Raw genomic sequence first — 14,793 nt, forward strand, 5'->3', positions numbered from 1 at the left:
TGCCTCCTCGGCAGTCCGGGGGACCCCCGGCGAGGGGCCCGCGCTTGCCCGTCGCACAACACGACCGGCCCGGTCTTCACCCGGGGCACCCCACCGCGGTAGGAGGGTTGCCGGCCAGCAAGCCGGGGCTGAACGCTGGCACTCATGACCTGTTGATGAAGGTAACCGATTCCGGGCGTGCGGAGAAAGCCCCGTCCCGTGATCTGAGATGGCGCTCACACGCCGGCGAACCCGCGAACGTCACCGAAAACGCGTCAACGGCCCAGCTCACCGCGCCAGCGCGCGAGCCGCCCGGCCCGGTCGACGGCGCGGATCCGGCGCTCGGTCGCGTCGCGGACCCCGGCCGTGGTGACCACCAGCAGCTGGTCGTCCTCCTGCAGGCGGCTGGTCTTCTGCGGCGTGAACCCGGAGCCGCGGCGGACCACGAGGCTCACGGTGGCGCCGGCGGGCAGGCCGAGCTCGGAGATGTACACGCCGTGCAGCTTCGAGCCCTTCTGGATGCGCACCTGCAGCAGCTCGGCGCCGAGCTCGTCCAGCGGCGCGGCGTCGACCTCGATCTCGTGCGCCTCGGAGGGTTTTGCGAGGCCCAGCAGCCGCGCGACCGGGCCGAGTGTGGCCCCCTGCAGCAGCGTCAGCACGACGACCAGCACGAACACGGCGTCGACGAGTCGCTCCGCGCCCGGCACACCCTGGGACAGCGGGATCAGCGCCAGCACGATCGGCACGGCCCCGCGCAACCCGGCCCACGACAGGAACGTCTGCTCCCGCCACGGCAGCCGGAACGGCAGCAACGACAAGACCACCGACAACGGGCGCGCGAGCAGCAGCACCACCGCGCCCGCGACGAGACCCGGGATGAGCGCCTCGAGGATCCGGCCGGGCGAGGCGTAGAGACCGAGCAGCACGAACAGCCCGATCTGCGCGAGCCAGCCGAGCCCCTCGGCGAACGAGAGCGTGTCGGAGCGGTGCGGCAGCCGCGAGTTGCCCAGCACGAGACCGGCGACGTAGGTGGCCATCAGGCCCGACGCGTGCGCCAGCTGCCCGCTGGAGTACGCGAGGATGCATACGGCCACCGTCGCGAGCGGGTAGAGGCCCGTGGCCGGCAACGCGGCCCGGCGCAGCGCCATCGCACCCAGCCACCCGAACAGCAAACCCAGCACGAGCCCGGCGGCGAGTTCGTAAACGACCAACAGCGGCAGGGTCCAGTCCAACGCGGCCGCCGAGGAGAGCGCCACGACCGCGATGTACGCGGGTGCGTCGTTGAGCCCGGATTCCAGCTCCAGCGTACCCACGAGCTTCGGCCCCACGGAGAACGTGCGCAGCACCGAAAACACCGCCGCCGCGTCGGTCGACGCGAGTACGGCGCCCCACAGCAGCCCGAATCGCCAGTCGAGGCCGAGCAGCCAGTGCAGGGCCGTGCCGGTGACCACGATGCTCACGATCACGGCCACTGTGGACAGCAGGATTCCCGGGCCCAGCGAGGATTTCACCGCGCTCCAGCGCGTGGTGAGGCCACCTTCGGTGAGGATCATGACGAGCGCGGCCAGCCCCAGCGACTGCGTCAGGCTCGAGTTGTCGAAGTGGATCCCGATGCCCGATTCGCCCAGCGCCACACCGATGCCGAGGTACAGCAGCAGCGACGGGAGACCGAGGCGGATCGACACGCGCACGGCGAGCACCGACGCGAGCAGGACGACACCGCCGACGCCGAGCACGACGGGAAGCTGGTCCATGTCCGCCCCCTCCCGGTCGCCGTGGGCTTCCAGAATAGAGAGACGGAGCCGTTCACTCGTTCGTGCACCACTGGACAACTCGGGCAAACTGCTGTGTTAGGACACTCAGCCCCCACTGAGTGTCGCCAGATCGACACCGAGCGCCGCGAACGGCTTCTCCCCGACCGGCCTCAACCGCACCGCGCGTTGCCGGTCGCGGGTCACCCACCCCGCGTCGACGGCCCGCGCCAGGATCGCCGCGGGCACGGCGCCGGCGAGGTGGTCGCGCCGCTCCGTCCAATCCAGACAGTCACGCAGCAGCGGGCGCCGGCCGCGCTCCGGCACGGCGACACCGAGCCCGCCGAGCACCTCGCGCCCGGCCGCGGTCAGCGTCAGCCCGTCGCCGGTGTCGACGATCCCCTTCGCGATCAAGCCCTCGCGCAGCGCCACACCGACGGTGCCCGCGAGGTGGTCGTAGCAGCTGCGCGCGAAACTCAGCCGCTGCGTACGCAGGGACGCCTTCAGCCCCACCGGTTCGCGGTGCTCGGCGTGCTGCGCCAAGTGCTCGATCAGCTCGGCCACCCGCGGGTCGGCGATGCGGACGTACGCGTGCCGGCCCTGCTTCACCCGCGCGACGAACCCGGCGTCGTGCAGCCGCGTCACGTGCTCGCTCGCGGTCGACACCGCGATCCGCGCCGCCGCGGCCAGCTCGCCGATCGTCCAGGCGCGCCCGTCCAGCAGGGCGAGGCACATCGTCGCCCGGCTCGGGTCGGCGAGCACCGCGGCCACCTCGGCCAGCGCGACGGTCTCCATGCCCCCACCGTAGGAGCCCGACGCTTCGGCCGCCGCCGAAGCGCTACTTCACGCCGGCGAGGAACTTCGCGCCGAGTGTGACGGCGGGGCCGGAGTCGTTTCCGCCCTCCAGGAACACACAGAACGCGACGTCTCCGCGATAGCCCACGAACCAGCCGTGCGCTTCGGCGCCGTCACCGAACTGCGCGGTGCCGGTCTTGCCGTAGACGGTGCCCGAGCGCGCCAGTCCGGTCGCGGTGCCGCCTGTGACGACCTCGCGCATCATCGCGCGCACCGAGGCCAGCACGCTCGCCGACGGCGCGTGGTAGCCGTCGTTGACGGTCGTGGCCGACGAGGCGTCCAGCCACAGCTTCGGCGTCACCGCCTTGCCCGCGGCCACCGTCGCGGCCATCACCGCCTCGCCGAACGGGCTCACCTGCACGGTGCCCTGGCCGATGCCGTCCTCCACCTGCTCATCGGCGCTGCCGGCGGCGCCGACCTTGCCCATCTCGGTGGTGAGGCCGGGGATGTCGAAGTCGGCGTTGAGGCCGTACTGGCTCGCGGCTTTGGCCAACGCGTCCGGCGGCAGCTGCGAGGCGAGCTGGCCGAACGAGGTGTTGCACGAATGCGCGAACGCGCGGTGCACGGTGGTGGTGCCGAGGTCGAAGCCCTCGTTGGAGATCGTGCGGGTGCCGATCCGCGCGGTGAGCGGGCACGCCACCTGCGAGTCTTTGGTGACGATGCCGGCCTCCAGGGCCGCCGTCGCGGTCGCGATCTTGAACGTCGAACCCGGCGCGTACAGGCCGTTCAGCGCCGAGGGACTCGTGCCCGCGGCGGCATTCTGCGCCACCGCCAGCACCCCGCCGTTGGACGGCTGGATCGCCACGATCACGGCCTTGCCGCGGTAGGAGTCGACGGCCGACTGGGCCGCGTTCTGCACGGAGACGCTCACCGTGGATTTCACCGCCTGCTGCCCGCTCTCGGTCTTGCCGAAGAGCGTTTCCAGCGCCTTGCCCGAGGTGTCGACCCGCTGGACCGCGAAGGTGTCGGACGGCGCCGACGTGCCCTGCCCGGTCAGCGCCTGCGTCAGCAACGGAAACTTCGCGGCAGGATCGAGGTGCGTGCCACCCGGCCCGCTGATGACCACCGGCTTGCCGTCGCGATCCACCACGGCGGCCTCGTCGGCCGCCGCGGTCGCGATCACGAGCCGCTGGCCGGCCTGCAGCTTCGGCTGCAGCGTGGCGGGCGTCCAGTGCACCCGCCAGCTGTCGCCGGACTTCACCACGTCGAAGCTGCCGCTGTAGGACCAGACGTGGCCGGGGCCGAGGTTCCAGGTGAGCGTGTAGCTCGCGGCCGTCTTCGTCGCGGCCGCGGCGGCGGGCTCGACCTTGTCGATCTTGGCCTGCACGTCCTGCGGCTTGAGCGTGTACCAGGCGTCGCGCAGCGCGGCGGCCGCGTCGTGCGGGTTGTCGGTGAGCAGGCTGGCCTCGTCGGTCTGGTTGCCCGCGAAGTCCTTCAGGTACAGCTGCGCCGCCGACGTCGGGTCCGGGGCGACCGGTCCGGCCACGACCGAGCTCTCGGTCGGCTCGGCGGCCGCCTCGGGTGCCGGCGAACCGCCGGTCAGCAATACCACCGCCGCGACGACGATCGCGACCATGGCGACCGCGCCCCCGGTCAGGACGGCTCTCTTTCCGGCAGGACTCACTTGCGACTCTCCCCCAGGCCCGTGCGGCGTGCGCGCACCCGGCCCAGCTTGCCCATCGCTGACGGACAAGGGGCGTTACAGGTGAGAAAGCGGCCTTCCCGACGCCGATTCGTGATCAACGCCAGGAAGGCCGGTTCGCTACGCCTTCTCGACCGCCACGCGGACTTTCACGCCGTCGCCGACGGTGCCCTCGAAACCTTCCGGCGCGTCGCCGTAGGTCACCGACGTGGCCAGCGTTTCCGAGGCCACGAACTCCTCGAACTTCTTCACCGCGGCCACGACCTCGTCCGGCGCGTCGATCGTGAGCGCGATGCGGTCGGACACGTCGAGGCCGGCCTCGCGGCGGGCCTGCTGCACCACGCGCACCAGGTCACGGGCGATGCCCTCGTCGGCCAGGTCGGCCGTGACCTCGGTGTCGAGCTGCACCAGCCCGCTGCCGCCCGGCAGCTCGGCCGCCGCGCCGCCGTCCTTGGCCACCAGGCGCCGCTCATACTCGCCTTCGAGCAGCTCGACGCCTGCCGCCACCACGGCGCCGCCCGGGTTCGTCGTCCAGTCGCCGGCCTTCACGGCCTTGATGACCTTCTGCACGTCCTTGCCCAGCCGCGGCCCGGCCGCCCGCGCGTTCACGGCGACCTCGAACGAGCCGTGCGCCGCGACGTCGGTGGTCAGCTCGACCGACTTCACGTTCACCTCGTCGCGCAGGATGTCGGTGAACTCGCGCAGCGCCTCCACGTCCTCGGCCGCGACCAGCAGCTTCGCCAGCGGCAGCCGCACGCGCAGCTTGTTGGCCTTGCGCAGCGAGAGCGCCGTCGACGCCACCTGCCGCACGCGGTCCATGGCCGTGACCAGCGCCGCGTCGGCCGGCAGGTCGAGCGAGCTCGGCCAGTCGGTCAGGTGCACCGAACGGCCGCCGGTGAGGCCGCGCCACACCGTCTCGGTCGTGAGCGGCAGCAGCGGCGCGACGACACGGGAGGTCACCTCGAGCACCGTGTGCAGCGTGTCGATCGCGTCCTGGTCACCCGCCCAGAACCGGTCGCGCGAACGGCGCACGTACCAGTTCGTGAGCACCTCCAGGAAGTCGCGCACGGTCTGGCACGCGCCGGCGATGTCGTAGTTGTCCAGCGCGTACTCGACGTCCGTCACCAGCTCGTGGGTCTTCGCGAGCACGTAGCGGTCGAGCAGGTGCGCCGAATCCGTACGCCACCGGCCTTCCACGCCCTCGGCATTGGCGTAGAGGGCGAGGAAGTAGTACGAGTTCCACAGCGGCAGCACGGCCTGGCGCACCGCGTCGCGGATGCCCCGGTCGGTGACGACGAGGTTGCCGCCGCGCAGGATCGGGCTCGCCATGAGGTACCACCGCATGGCGTCGGACCCGTCGCGGTCGAACACCTCGGTCACGTCCGGGTAGTTCCGCAGCGACTTCGACATCTTCTGCCCGTCGGAGCCGAGCACGATGCCGTGGCTGATGCAGGTGCGGAACGCGGGCCGGTCGAACAACGCCGTCGCGAGCACGTGCAGCAGGTAGAACCAGCCGCGCGTCTGCCCGATGTACTCCACGATGAAGTCGCTCGGGTAGTGGTGCTCGAACCACTCGGCGTTCTCGAACGGGTAGTGCACCTGGGCGTAGGGCATCGAGCCCGAGTCGAACCACACGTCGAGCACCTCGGGCACGCGGCGCATGGTCGAGTTCCCGGTCGGGTCGTCCGGGTTCGGCCGGGTCAGCTCGTCGATGTACGGGCGGTGCAGGTTGTCCAGCCGCACCCCGAAATCGCGCTCGAGGTCGTCAAGGGAGCCGTAGACGTCGGTGCGCGGGTAGGTCGGGTCGTCCGACTGCCACACCGGGATCGGCGAACCCCAGTAGCGGTTGCGGGAGATCGACCAGTCGCGGGCGTTCTCCAGCCACTTGCCGAACTGGCCGTCCTTGACGTTGTCCGGGTACCACGTGATCTGCTGGTTGAGCTCGACCATGCGGTCCTTGAACTGCGTCACCGCGACGAACCACGACGACACCGCGCGGTAGATCAGCGGGTTGCGGCAGCGCCAGCAGTGCGGATACGGGTGCTCGTAGGTCTCGTGGCGCAACAGGATCGGGCTCTGCTGCGCGGCGGAACCCGTGCCGTTCTTGAGGTCGCGGATGATGTTCGGATTGGCCTCGAACACCTGCTGGCCCTCGTAGTCGGGCACGGTCGCGTCGAAGCGGCCGCGCGCGTCGACCGGGGTTGCCGGCGTGATGCCCGCGGCGTCGGTGACGACCTTGTCCTCTTCACCGTAGGCGGGCGCGATGTGCACGACGCCGGTGCCGTCTTCGGTCGTGACGTAGCCCGCCGACAGGACCCGGTGCGCGTTCTCCCGGCCGAGGAAGTACGGGAACGGTGGGGCGTAACGGTTTCCGAGCAGCTCCGCACCGGTGTAGTGCGCCACGACCGTCAGCTCTTCGCCGAGCTCGCGCGCGTACGCGCCGACGCGGGCTTCGGCGAGGAGGAACCGCTTGCCGGGGAAGTTCTCGCTCTCCACCACGACGTAGCGAACCTCGGGGTGCACGGCGGTGGCGAGGTTCGAGGGCAGCGTCCACGGCGTGGTCGTCCAGATGAGCAGGTACGTGCCGTCGAGCTCGTTCCCGTTGCCCTCCAAGCGGAACCCGACCGTGACGGCCGGGTCCTGGCGGGTGCGGTAGACGTCGTCGTCCATGCGCAGCTCGTGGTTGGACAGCGGCGTCTCGTCGCGCCAGCAGTAGGGCAGCACGCGGTAGCCCTCGTACACCAGCCCCTTGTCCCACAGCTGCTTGAACGCCCAGATGACCGACTCCATGTAGGGCAGGTCGAGCGTCTTGTAGTCGTTGTCGAAGTCGACCCAGCGCGCCTGGCGGGTGACGTACTCCTCCCACTCCTTGGTGTAGCGCAGCACGGACTCGCGGGAGGCGTCGTTGAACTTGGCGACCCCCATCGCCTCGATCTCTTCCTTCTCCGTGATGCCGAGCTGGCGCATCGCCTCGAGCTCGGCGGGCAGGCCGTGGGTGTCCCAGCCGAACCGGCGGTCGACGTGCTTGCCCTTCATCGTCTGGTAGCGCGGGACGATGTCCTTCACGTACCCGGTGAGCAGGTGCCCGTAGTGCGGCAGGCCGTTGGCGAAGGGCGGGCCGTCGTAGAACACGTACTCGTTGTCGCCGTTCGCCCCGGCCGGGCGCGCGTCGATCGAGGCCTGGAACGTCCGGTCGGTTTCCCAGTACTCGAGCACGCGCTGCTCCAGTGCGGGGAACGACGGCTGGGCCGGGACCGACGTCTCGCCGTCCACCTGGGCCTTCGGGTACATCGGGGTGCGCTCCTTGCGTTCGTCGCTCGCGTACGGACGACCGGTGCCTACCGGTCACCCACACGGGGACGAGACGCTCGCGCGTCACGCGGTACCACCCCGCTTGCCCGGCGTTCGTACTGCCGGGCCACTCGTTCATCGGCTGTGACGGGCCGCCCCGTCCGGGTCTACTGGGGACGCACGCGCCCCGTTCTTCCGGAGGCTCCCCGGTGATGGCCGGATCGACGCCTTACTGGTACCAGGTTAGCCCGGGCGCGCAACCGCGTTTGCGGTGGCCCGGGGTCCGGTCGTGACGGCGGCGAGGGCCGCGGCGGCGAGCCACAGCGCGGCGGCGATGACGCCGAGGGTGTGGAGGCCGTGGACGAAGGCCGGGTGGTTCGCCGGATCTTCCGCGACGGCGCCGAAAACGGCGACGCCCAGGGCTCCGGCGGCTTGGCGGGCGGCGTTGTTGACGCCGCCGGCGATGCCCGCGCGTTCGGGCGGCGCGTCGGTGACGGCGGCCGTCACGACGGCGGCGGTGAGCAGGCCCATGCCGGCGCCGAGGCCGAGGAGGGCGGGCAGGAGGGTGGGGTAGGTCGTCGCCGTGTCCACGCGCAGGAGTGCGCTGAGGCCGGCCGCGCCGAGGAGGAGTCCGGCGATGATCGGCGGGCGGGAGCCGAGTTTCGCGGTGAGGCGGCCGCTGAACGGGCCGAGCAGGACCAGTGGCAGGAAGAGCGGGAGCAGGGCGAGTCCTGCGTCGAGCGGTTTCAGGTGCAGCACGCTCTGCAGGTAAAGGGTGAAGACGAGGACCGCGCCGAGGCCGACGAAGTTCATGGCGGCGGAGATGGTCGTGGCGCCCGCCGTGCGGCGGGATTTGAGCAGGCCCAGGGACAGCATCGGGTCGGCGGAGCGGTGCTCGACCACGACGAATGTCGCTGCTGCCGTCACAGCGATGACGGCGGCGACGGGCTGGCGTCCGATGACGGCGTAGACGCCGGCACCAAGGGCGAGGGCGGCCGTGGTGGCGCCGGGCAGGTCGATGCGGCCGGGTGTGCGGGCGCCGGGTTGGACCAGCTTCCGGCCGGCGAGCGCCGCCGCCACGACGATCGGCACGTTGAGCAGGAAGACGGGCCGCCAGCCGGCAAGGGAGACGAGCACCCCGCCGAGCAGCGGGCCGGCGGGCAAGGCGAGCGCTGACACGCCGGCCCAGATGCCGAGGGCGCGGGCTCGGGTGCTGGGATCCGGGCACTGCTGGTTGATCACGGCGAGCGTGCCCGGCAGCAGCAGCGCGGCACCGATCCCCTGGACGGCCCGGGCGGCGATCAGCCAGGACGCGGACTGGGCGAACCCGCACGCGGCGGACGCGACGCCGAAAACCGCCAGCCCCGTGAGCACCACGCCGCGGTGGCCGAGGACGTCGCCGAGCGCGCCGCCCGCGAGCAGCAACGCCGCGAGGACGACGGAGTAGCCGTCGACGACCCATTGCAGCGCGGTAAGTCCTGCGTGGAGCTGCTCGCCGAGGGTCGGGAGGGCGACGTTGACGACGGTGACGTCGAGCTGCACCAGGAACATCCCGGTGCACAGGGTGATCAGGAGCGCCGGTCTCATGGTGTCCAGTGGACCCCGTGGACGCTTCCGTCGCGGTGGAAGTGTCGCGGGTGCACCCTGGACGTCGTGGACGGAGACGCAGACATCGCCGCGACCGCGGCCCTCTTCGCCGACCCGGCGAGGGTCCGCGTGCTGCTTGCCCTCGGCGACGGCCGCGCGCTGGCCGCGTCGGTGCTGGCCGCCGAGGCGGGCCTGTCGGCCCAGGGCGCGAGCTCCCACCTGGCCAAGCTGCTGGACGCGGGGCTCGTCACGGCCGAACGCTCCGGCCGGCACCGCTTCTACCGTCTCGCCGGCCCGGCCCCGGAGCTGTTGGAGACGCTGGCGCGGTTCTCCCCGCCGCGACCGGTCCGTTCGCTGCGCGAAGGCACGCGGGCGGGCGCGTTGCGCACGGCGCGGACTTGCTACGACCACGTCGCCGGTCAGCTTGGCGTCGCCATCACGGCGGCCCTGGTTTCGCACGGCGCACTGATCACTGTGGACGGTGACCCGAGCACTGCGCGTCGGCCGGGTGACCGGATTTCCGCGCAGCTACGGGATCATCCGTATGCGTTGGGGCCTGCGGCTCCGACGGTGTTCACTTCTTTGGGCGTCGATCTTGCGGCGGCATCCGCGGCGCGGCGGCCGTTGTTGCGCTTCTGTCTGGATTGGAGCGAACAGCGGCACCACTTGGCGGGTGCGCTCGGTGCGGCCGTTGCGGAGCGGTTGTTGGACGCCGGCTGGCTGCGCCGCCGCACTCAGGCCCACCGCGCGGTCCGGCTGACGCCCGCGGGAAGCGCCGCGCTGGGCGAGATTCTGGGGATTTAGCGGCGCGGCCGGTCAGCGGTGCGCGGCGGCGAGGACGGCGTCGGGACCGCAGCGCGCGCACGGGGTGAAGCCGAGCTGGCGCGCTTCGCCGACGCCGATGGGGATGGTGTCGCGGCCGGAGAGCCAGGGGCAGTCGACGAGGTGGTAGCGGGGGTACTCGTCGACCACCACGACCAAGTCCTCGAGCTCCTTGACGACCGCGAGGTCCTCGGCGCTCGTGTTTTCCTCGGCGGGCGGGGTTTCGCGGACGGGCGCCTTTTCGGTGGCGGACGCGGTCGCTGTCTCGGCCGTCGCGGCGGTAGCGGTCGCGGCCGTCACGGCGGTGGCGGTTTCGGTGGTCACGGCGGTCGCGGACTCGGCGGTCGCGGTCTCCTTGGCTGCGGAGGTGTCCGCAGTGGCATCGCTGTCCGCAGCGGCTCCGGCCGGCTGAGGCGCGGGCGCGGTTTCGGACTCCGCCTCCGGTGCCGGCTCGATCTCGGGCTCGGGCACGTCGGCCGGGTTGCCGAGCTCGCCCCTCGAAGGCAGCAGGGCGGTCTGCTCGGCGTCGAAGTTCTCGACCTTGGCGGCCTTCTCACCCACTCCGGCGTCCTCGACGGCCGCCTTGGCCTCGCCCGGCTCGGGGCGGTTGCGCCGCCGCAGCCAGTCCACGAGCAGGATCAGCCCGGCGAGCACCGACAGGCCGATCGAGACCCACGCCCACAGCGAGCTTGCCGTGATGAGCGCCGTGACGAGCAGCGCGAGCGCCGCCAGCACCAGAACGAGGACGATGTAGAGCACGCTGAATTACAGCACGCGAAACCCGGATCCCGGGACACGACCCGCCCACGCCGGGTACTGCACCGGCTGCATTCCGTGGCCACCCCACCGCCGCACCCGCCCCCAAGATCCACACCACCCTCAGCGACGACCACCCACCACTCACCCGCCGACCCCCCAGTCGCCAAGCGGTTGATCATTTGCGCCGAACCGCACAAACCACCGATCCGCCGCAACACCGGACCGATCGGGCGCGCCCGCTCCCGCCCGGTGTTCGGCGCCACCGCGGACCGCGGGCGCCACCAGCTTCGCCGCACCAACCGGCAGCACCCCGAACTCGCCCGGCGGTCGAGTACTCGCGCCGAGCCACAGCGCCCGGGCCGGGCACAACCCGAATCAGCCAGGACACCGCCCCGGCCGGCCACCGGGCGCGCGAGGCAAGCCGATCTGTGCCGGTCCGGCGCCGCCACCGACCACGGGTGCCACGACCAATCGCCAAGGAAAACCACTTTCACCCAGCCGCAAGACTCGCCCGGCGGTCGATCACCGGCGGCGGTGGCACCGCACCCGTCAAGCCCCGCTTCGGCGAGTCCTGCACGACCGCGACGGCACCTGGGGCGGGCACGCCGCGCGAACCGGCTAACCCGATCACTCCACCCGCGCAGCTCCACCGGGTCGGCGCACGAGAGATGCCAGCCGCGACCTGCTTCGGCGACCCCTGCACGGCCGCGACGGCACCTGGGTCGGGCACACTGCCCGAACCGGCCAACCCGAACACTCCACCCGGCTGCACCCGACGAGCCGAAGCTTTCGCGAGTCGGGTGCGTCGAGGACACCTGCCAGCCGTGGGTCCCTGCGCTCGCCGAACCGGCTGGCGGCTAGCGAGCCGGCGCTCGCGAGTCGGGCGCGAGGCTCAGGTCACGGAAAGTCGGTCCGGACCCCGGGCGCGTCGGGCGCCGCCAAAGCGGACCGAGCGCACCCCGGTCTCGCAGAGCGCGAGCGGTCCGGCGCACTCCGTGCGCACCACTCCGAACCAACACCGGAAAATCGCCAGGCCACACCGGAAAAACTCGCGATCAAGGTCGGCCCGAACGGGCAGTTTCCCGGCCCAAAAGCCCACCCCGAAATTCACGCTCGCGACATTCCGTGCGCATTCCATCACCGAATGCGCAGGGGCATTCCGGGGCCGTCGAAAACGCCGATCACGAATTGCCACTGCCTGACTACCGAAAATGCGGAAACCGCAGGACGCCCGCCCTGTCGACGCGCATGACGAAGCCCCGCCGGATCCCGGGCAACCAGGATCAGGCGGGGCGTCAGCCAAGTCAGAGACTCAGACGAGCGAAGAACCTCAGCCGGCTTCGGCGCGGGGGCCGAAGGAGTAGCCCTGGCCGCTGTTGGAGCCGGAGGACTGGCCCGAGTTCGACGACGCCGAGGCCGGGGCCGCGGAGCCGCGATCGTCGAGTTCGCGCAGCTGGGACTCGAGGAAGCCGCGCAGGCGAGTGCGGTACTCGCGCTCGATGGTGCGCAGCTCTTCGATCTTCTTGCCCAGCGAACCCTTCTCGGCGTTCAGGTTGTTCATCGTCTCGGTGTACTTGCGCTGCGACTCGCGTTCCATGGTGGTCGCCTTGTCGCGCGCCTGGCGCTCGAGCGTCTCGGCGCGCGTGCGCGCGTCGTTCAGCATGGTCTCGGCGCGGGTGCGCGCCTCGTTGACCATCGAGTCGGACTTCGCCCTGGCGTCGGAAAGCAGCTGCTCGGACTTGGTCCGCGCCTCCGCCAGCATGCCGTCGGACTCGGTCTTCGCCTCGGCGGTCAGCCGGTCGGCCATCTCCTGGGCGAGGCCGAGGACCTTGGCGGCCTGCACGTTCGGCTCACCACTGTCGCCGACCATCGAGTGCGCCTGCGTCTGCTCCATCGCCGAAGCCGGCGGCGGCACGGGCGCCAGGCGGCGGGACGGCTCGTCCCGCACCGGCGGAGGACCGCTCGCCTTCGCGTTCTCGAGCTCGCCCCGGGTCGATTCCAGCTCGTTGTCGAGCTGTTCGACCTGCTGACGCAGCTCGTTGTTGTCCTCGATCAACCGGGCAAGCTCGGTCTCCACCAAGTCGAGGAACGCGTCCACCTCGTCCTCGTTGTAGCCCCTCTTGCCGATGGGCGGCTTGCTGAACGCGACGTTATGCACGTCAGCGGGGGTCAACGACATCAGATCACCTCACGCACTCCATGGCCTGCAGGGTCCACCCAAGTTTCCCCGATCACCTGGGAGTTGCCAGTTGCATCGCGAAGAACACAACCAACAGCAGAACCATAATCGATAAGTCCAGTCCCATCCCGCCGATCCGAACCATCGGGATCATTCGTCTGAACAGACGAACCGGCGGGTCGGTCACTGTGTAGATGGTCTCGAGCGTGACCGCAACCCCTCCGGCGGGACGCCACTCTCGTGCGAAGGTCCGCACGAGCTCGATCACGATACGCGCCGTCAACAGAAGCCAGAAGGCGAACAGCACGTACCAGACCACCAGCCACACAGCATTCACTCGACCACTCTAGCGGGGGACGCCGGGGGAAGTCGCAGCAAGCGGCCCCGGCGTGGCGCCGAGTCGACAAAATCACGTCTGGCTGCGCCCAGCGGTCCGCCGGACTTCAGCCGCACTTCAGCTGCGCAGGAAAAGTCCGCCCTCGGCGATCCGCCGGCGGTCCTCCGCGGTCACGTCGACATCCGGCGGTGAGAGAAGGAACACCTTGTTGGTGACCTTGTCCATCGACCCCCGGAGCGCGAACGCGAGCCCCGCGGCGAAGTCGACGAGCCGCTTGGCGTCCGCGTTCTCCATCTCCGTGAGGTTGATGATCACGGGGATGCCCTCGCGGTAGTGCTCGCCGATCGCTCGCGCCTCGACATAGCTCGTCGGGTGCAGCGTGGTGATGCGGCTCAACGGATCGCGGACGGGTGCGCGCACGGGCTCGGTGACCGGCCGCAGCCGGGCGACGGGCTCGGGCTGGCGGTCCACGGCGAGAGCGCCGTGCGTAGTCGGTTCCGCAGCGGTGACCGACCGTGATCGGGCCCGCGGAGCGGGCTCGTCGTACGTGTCATCGGTCTCACGGTACCGTGAGCGCGATCGCGCCGGCGGCTCGTCGTAGGAGTCGTACTCGTCGTCGTAGTCACGCCGGTAGTCCTCGTCCTCGACGTCGTAGCCGTCCTCGTCCGCGGGCACCATCCCGAAGTAGGCCTTCAGCTTCTGCAGCGCGCTCATGCCTCTCCCTAGCCCTAACCGCTCCCGCACCGTGCTACCCCACCCGACCGATCACGAAACGTGACGGCCACGCGGACTCCCTACGGCGAGGCTAAACCGCGCCCACCGAGCAGTGCGGTTCCGACACGCACACACGTCGAGCCGTGCGTGATCGCCTGTTCGAGATCATGGCTCATCCCGGCGGAGACTTCTGCGGCAATCGGGTGATCTTTGCGAAGTCGCTCCGACACGTGGGCAAGCAGGGCAAAGGCCCTGCCCGGATCCTCTTCGCGGGGTGCGACGGCCATCACGCCACGCAACCTGAGCTCACCCACGTGAGTGATGTGGTCGGCGAGCGCGGCGACGTCGGACAAGGGTGTGCCGCCCCGCGCCGGGTCGCCATCGAGGCTCACCTGGATCAGGACGTCGAGCGGATCGGCCCGCTCCCCCGCCTCCCGCGCGGTGCCCGCCGCGCGGCCCAGCGCGTCGGCCAGTCGCGCCGAGTCGACCGACTGGACTTCCGCCGCCCAGCGCACGACGGAGCGCGCCTTGTTGCGCTGCAGGCTGCCGACCATGTGCCAGCGCGGCGCGGCGTCGGGGCGCAGCTGCCCGACCTCCACGGCTTTGGGACCGGCCTCCTGGTCGCGGTTCTCGGCCAGGTAACGCAGCCCCAGATCCACGAGGAGCGCCGCGTCGGACGCCGGGAAGGTCTTGGTCACCCCGAGCAACCGCACCTCGTCACGCGCGCGTCCCGCGGCCGCGCACGCCGCGGCGATCCGGTCCTCGATCGCGGCCAGCGAGGCCGCCAGCTCGTCCCGCCGGGCGGCCTCGTTCATGCCGCCTCCGGTGTTTCGCGGGACACCCGCACCCGGTCGGTGGCACGAGCAGGCCGGCACGA

11 protein-coding genes and 1 riboswitch are annotated in these 14,793 nt (G+C 71.0%); of the genes, 1 reads left to right on the plus strand and 10 read right to left on the minus strand.

Translation table 11 applies throughout. The features are described from left to right. Positions 1–35: 35 nt before the first annotated feature. Positions 36–150, minus strand: a riboswitch (SAM riboswitch). A gap of 104 nt (positions 151–254) precedes the next feature. The 5 genes from AB0H62_RS14615 to AB0H62_RS14635 all read right to left on the minus strand — a co-directional run bounded on the left by AB0H62_RS14615 (position 255) and on the right by AB0H62_RS14635 (position 9,105). Further along, positions 255–1,733 carry a potassium/proton antiporter gene (locus tag AB0H62_RS14615; protein WP_360586372.1) on the minus strand — a complete coding sequence of 493 codons (1,479 nt, stop codon included), beginning with the start codon at positions 1,731–1,733 and terminating at the stop codon, positions 255–257. Between the two features lie 105 nt (positions 1,734–1,838). Further along, a complete protein-coding gene (locus tag AB0H62_RS14620; RefSeq protein ID WP_360586374.1) occupies positions 1,839–2,525 on the minus strand; it encodes a helix-turn-helix domain-containing protein in 687 nt (228 codons plus the stop codon). A gap of 43 nt (positions 2,526–2,568) precedes the next feature. Next, positions 2,569–4,209: a penicillin-binding transpeptidase domain-containing protein gene (locus AB0H62_RS14625; RefSeq protein ID WP_360586376.1), complete on the minus strand. Its 1,641-nt coding sequence runs from the start codon at positions 4,207–4,209 to the stop codon at positions 2,569–2,571. A 138-nt stretch (positions 4,210–4,347) separates the two neighbouring features. Beyond that, positions 4,348–7,518 carry an isoleucine--tRNA ligase gene (gene ileS / locus AB0H62_RS14630; RefSeq protein WP_360586378.1) on the minus strand — a complete coding sequence of 1,057 codons (3,171 nt, stop codon included), beginning with the start codon at positions 7,516–7,518 and terminating at the stop codon, positions 4,348–4,350. A gap of 243 nt (positions 7,519–7,761) precedes the next feature. After that, positions 7,762–9,105, minus strand: coding sequence for an MFS transporter (locus tag AB0H62_RS14635; RefSeq protein WP_360586380.1), 1,344 nt, complete (start codon positions 9,103–9,105; stop codon positions 7,762–7,764). Positions 9,106–9,171: 66 nt separating this feature from the next. Between AB0H62_RS14635 and AB0H62_RS14640 the strand changes: the two genes are divergently transcribed. Beyond that, the gene (locus tag AB0H62_RS14640) at positions 9,172–9,909 is read left to right on the plus strand and encodes a helix-turn-helix transcriptional regulator (RefSeq protein WP_360586382.1); all 738 of its coding nucleotides are present in this window, start codon (positions 9,172–9,174) and stop codon (positions 9,907–9,909) included. A gap of 12 nt (positions 9,910–9,921) precedes the next feature. On the opposite strand, the gene AB0H62_RS14645 is transcribed toward AB0H62_RS14640, so the two are convergent. The 5 genes from AB0H62_RS14645 to AB0H62_RS14665 form a co-directional block, all read right to left on the minus strand. Further along, positions 9,922–10,686, minus strand: coding sequence for a hypothetical protein (locus AB0H62_RS14645; RefSeq protein ID WP_360586384.1), 765 nt, complete (start codon positions 10,684–10,686; stop codon positions 9,922–9,924). Positions 10,687–12,016: 1,330 nt separating this feature from the next. Continuing rightward, on the minus strand, positions 12,017–12,865 hold the full coding sequence (locus AB0H62_RS14650) for a DivIVA domain-containing protein (RefSeq protein WP_220242217.1): 849 nt from the start codon (positions 12,863–12,865) through the stop codon (positions 12,017–12,019). Between the two features lie 52 nt (positions 12,866–12,917). Beyond that, positions 12,918–13,193 carry a YggT family protein gene (locus tag AB0H62_RS14655; protein ID WP_091616814.1) on the minus strand — a complete coding sequence of 92 codons (276 nt, stop codon included), beginning with the start codon at positions 13,191–13,193 and terminating at the stop codon, positions 12,918–12,920. Positions 13,194–13,319: 126 nt separating this feature from the next. Next, the gene (gene sepF / locus AB0H62_RS14660) at positions 13,320–13,916 is read right to left on the minus strand and encodes a cell division protein SepF (RefSeq protein WP_220242218.1); all 597 of its coding nucleotides are present in this window, start codon (positions 13,914–13,916) and stop codon (positions 13,320–13,322) included. Between the two features lie 80 nt (positions 13,917–13,996). Next, positions 13,997–14,731 carry a YggS family pyridoxal phosphate-dependent enzyme gene (locus AB0H62_RS14665; RefSeq protein WP_360586387.1) on the minus strand — a complete coding sequence of 245 codons (735 nt, stop codon included), beginning with the start codon at positions 14,729–14,731 and terminating at the stop codon, positions 13,997–13,999. Between the last annotated feature and the right edge of the window lie 62 nt (positions 14,732–14,793).

It is taken from the genome of Amycolatopsis sp. NPDC050768, assembly GCF_040654155.1.
GTDB lineage: Bacteria > Actinomycetota > Actinomycetes > Mycobacteriales > Pseudonocardiaceae > Amycolatopsis.

Coding starts and splice junctions, on each gene's coding strand:
- AB0H62_RS14615 (WP_360586372.1), bottom strand. CDS start 1,733: ATGGACCAGCTTCCCGTCGTGCTCGGCGTCGGCGGTGTCGTCCTGCTC.
- AB0H62_RS14620 (WP_360586374.1), bottom strand. CDS start 2,525: ATGGAGACCGTCGCGCTGGCCGAGGTGGCCGCGGTGCTCGCCGACCCG.
- sepF (WP_220242218.1), bottom strand. CDS start 13,916: ATGAGCGCGCTGCAGAAGCTGAAGGCCTACTTCGGGATGGTGCCCGCG.
- AB0H62_RS14635 (WP_360586380.1), bottom strand. CDS start 9,105: ATGAGACCGGCGCTCCTGATCACCCTGTGCACCGGGATGTTCCTGGTG.
- AB0H62_RS14650 (WP_220242217.1), bottom strand. CDS start 12,865: ATGTCGTTGACCCCCGCTGACGTGCATAACGTCGCGTTCAGCAAGCCG.
- ileS (WP_360586378.1), bottom strand. CDS start 7,518: ATGTACCCGAAGGCCCAGGTGGACGGCGAGACGTCGGTCCCGGCCCAG.
- AB0H62_RS14665 (WP_360586387.1), bottom strand. CDS start 14,731: ATGAACGAGGCCGCCCGGCGGGACGAGCTGGCGGCCTCGCTGGCCGCG.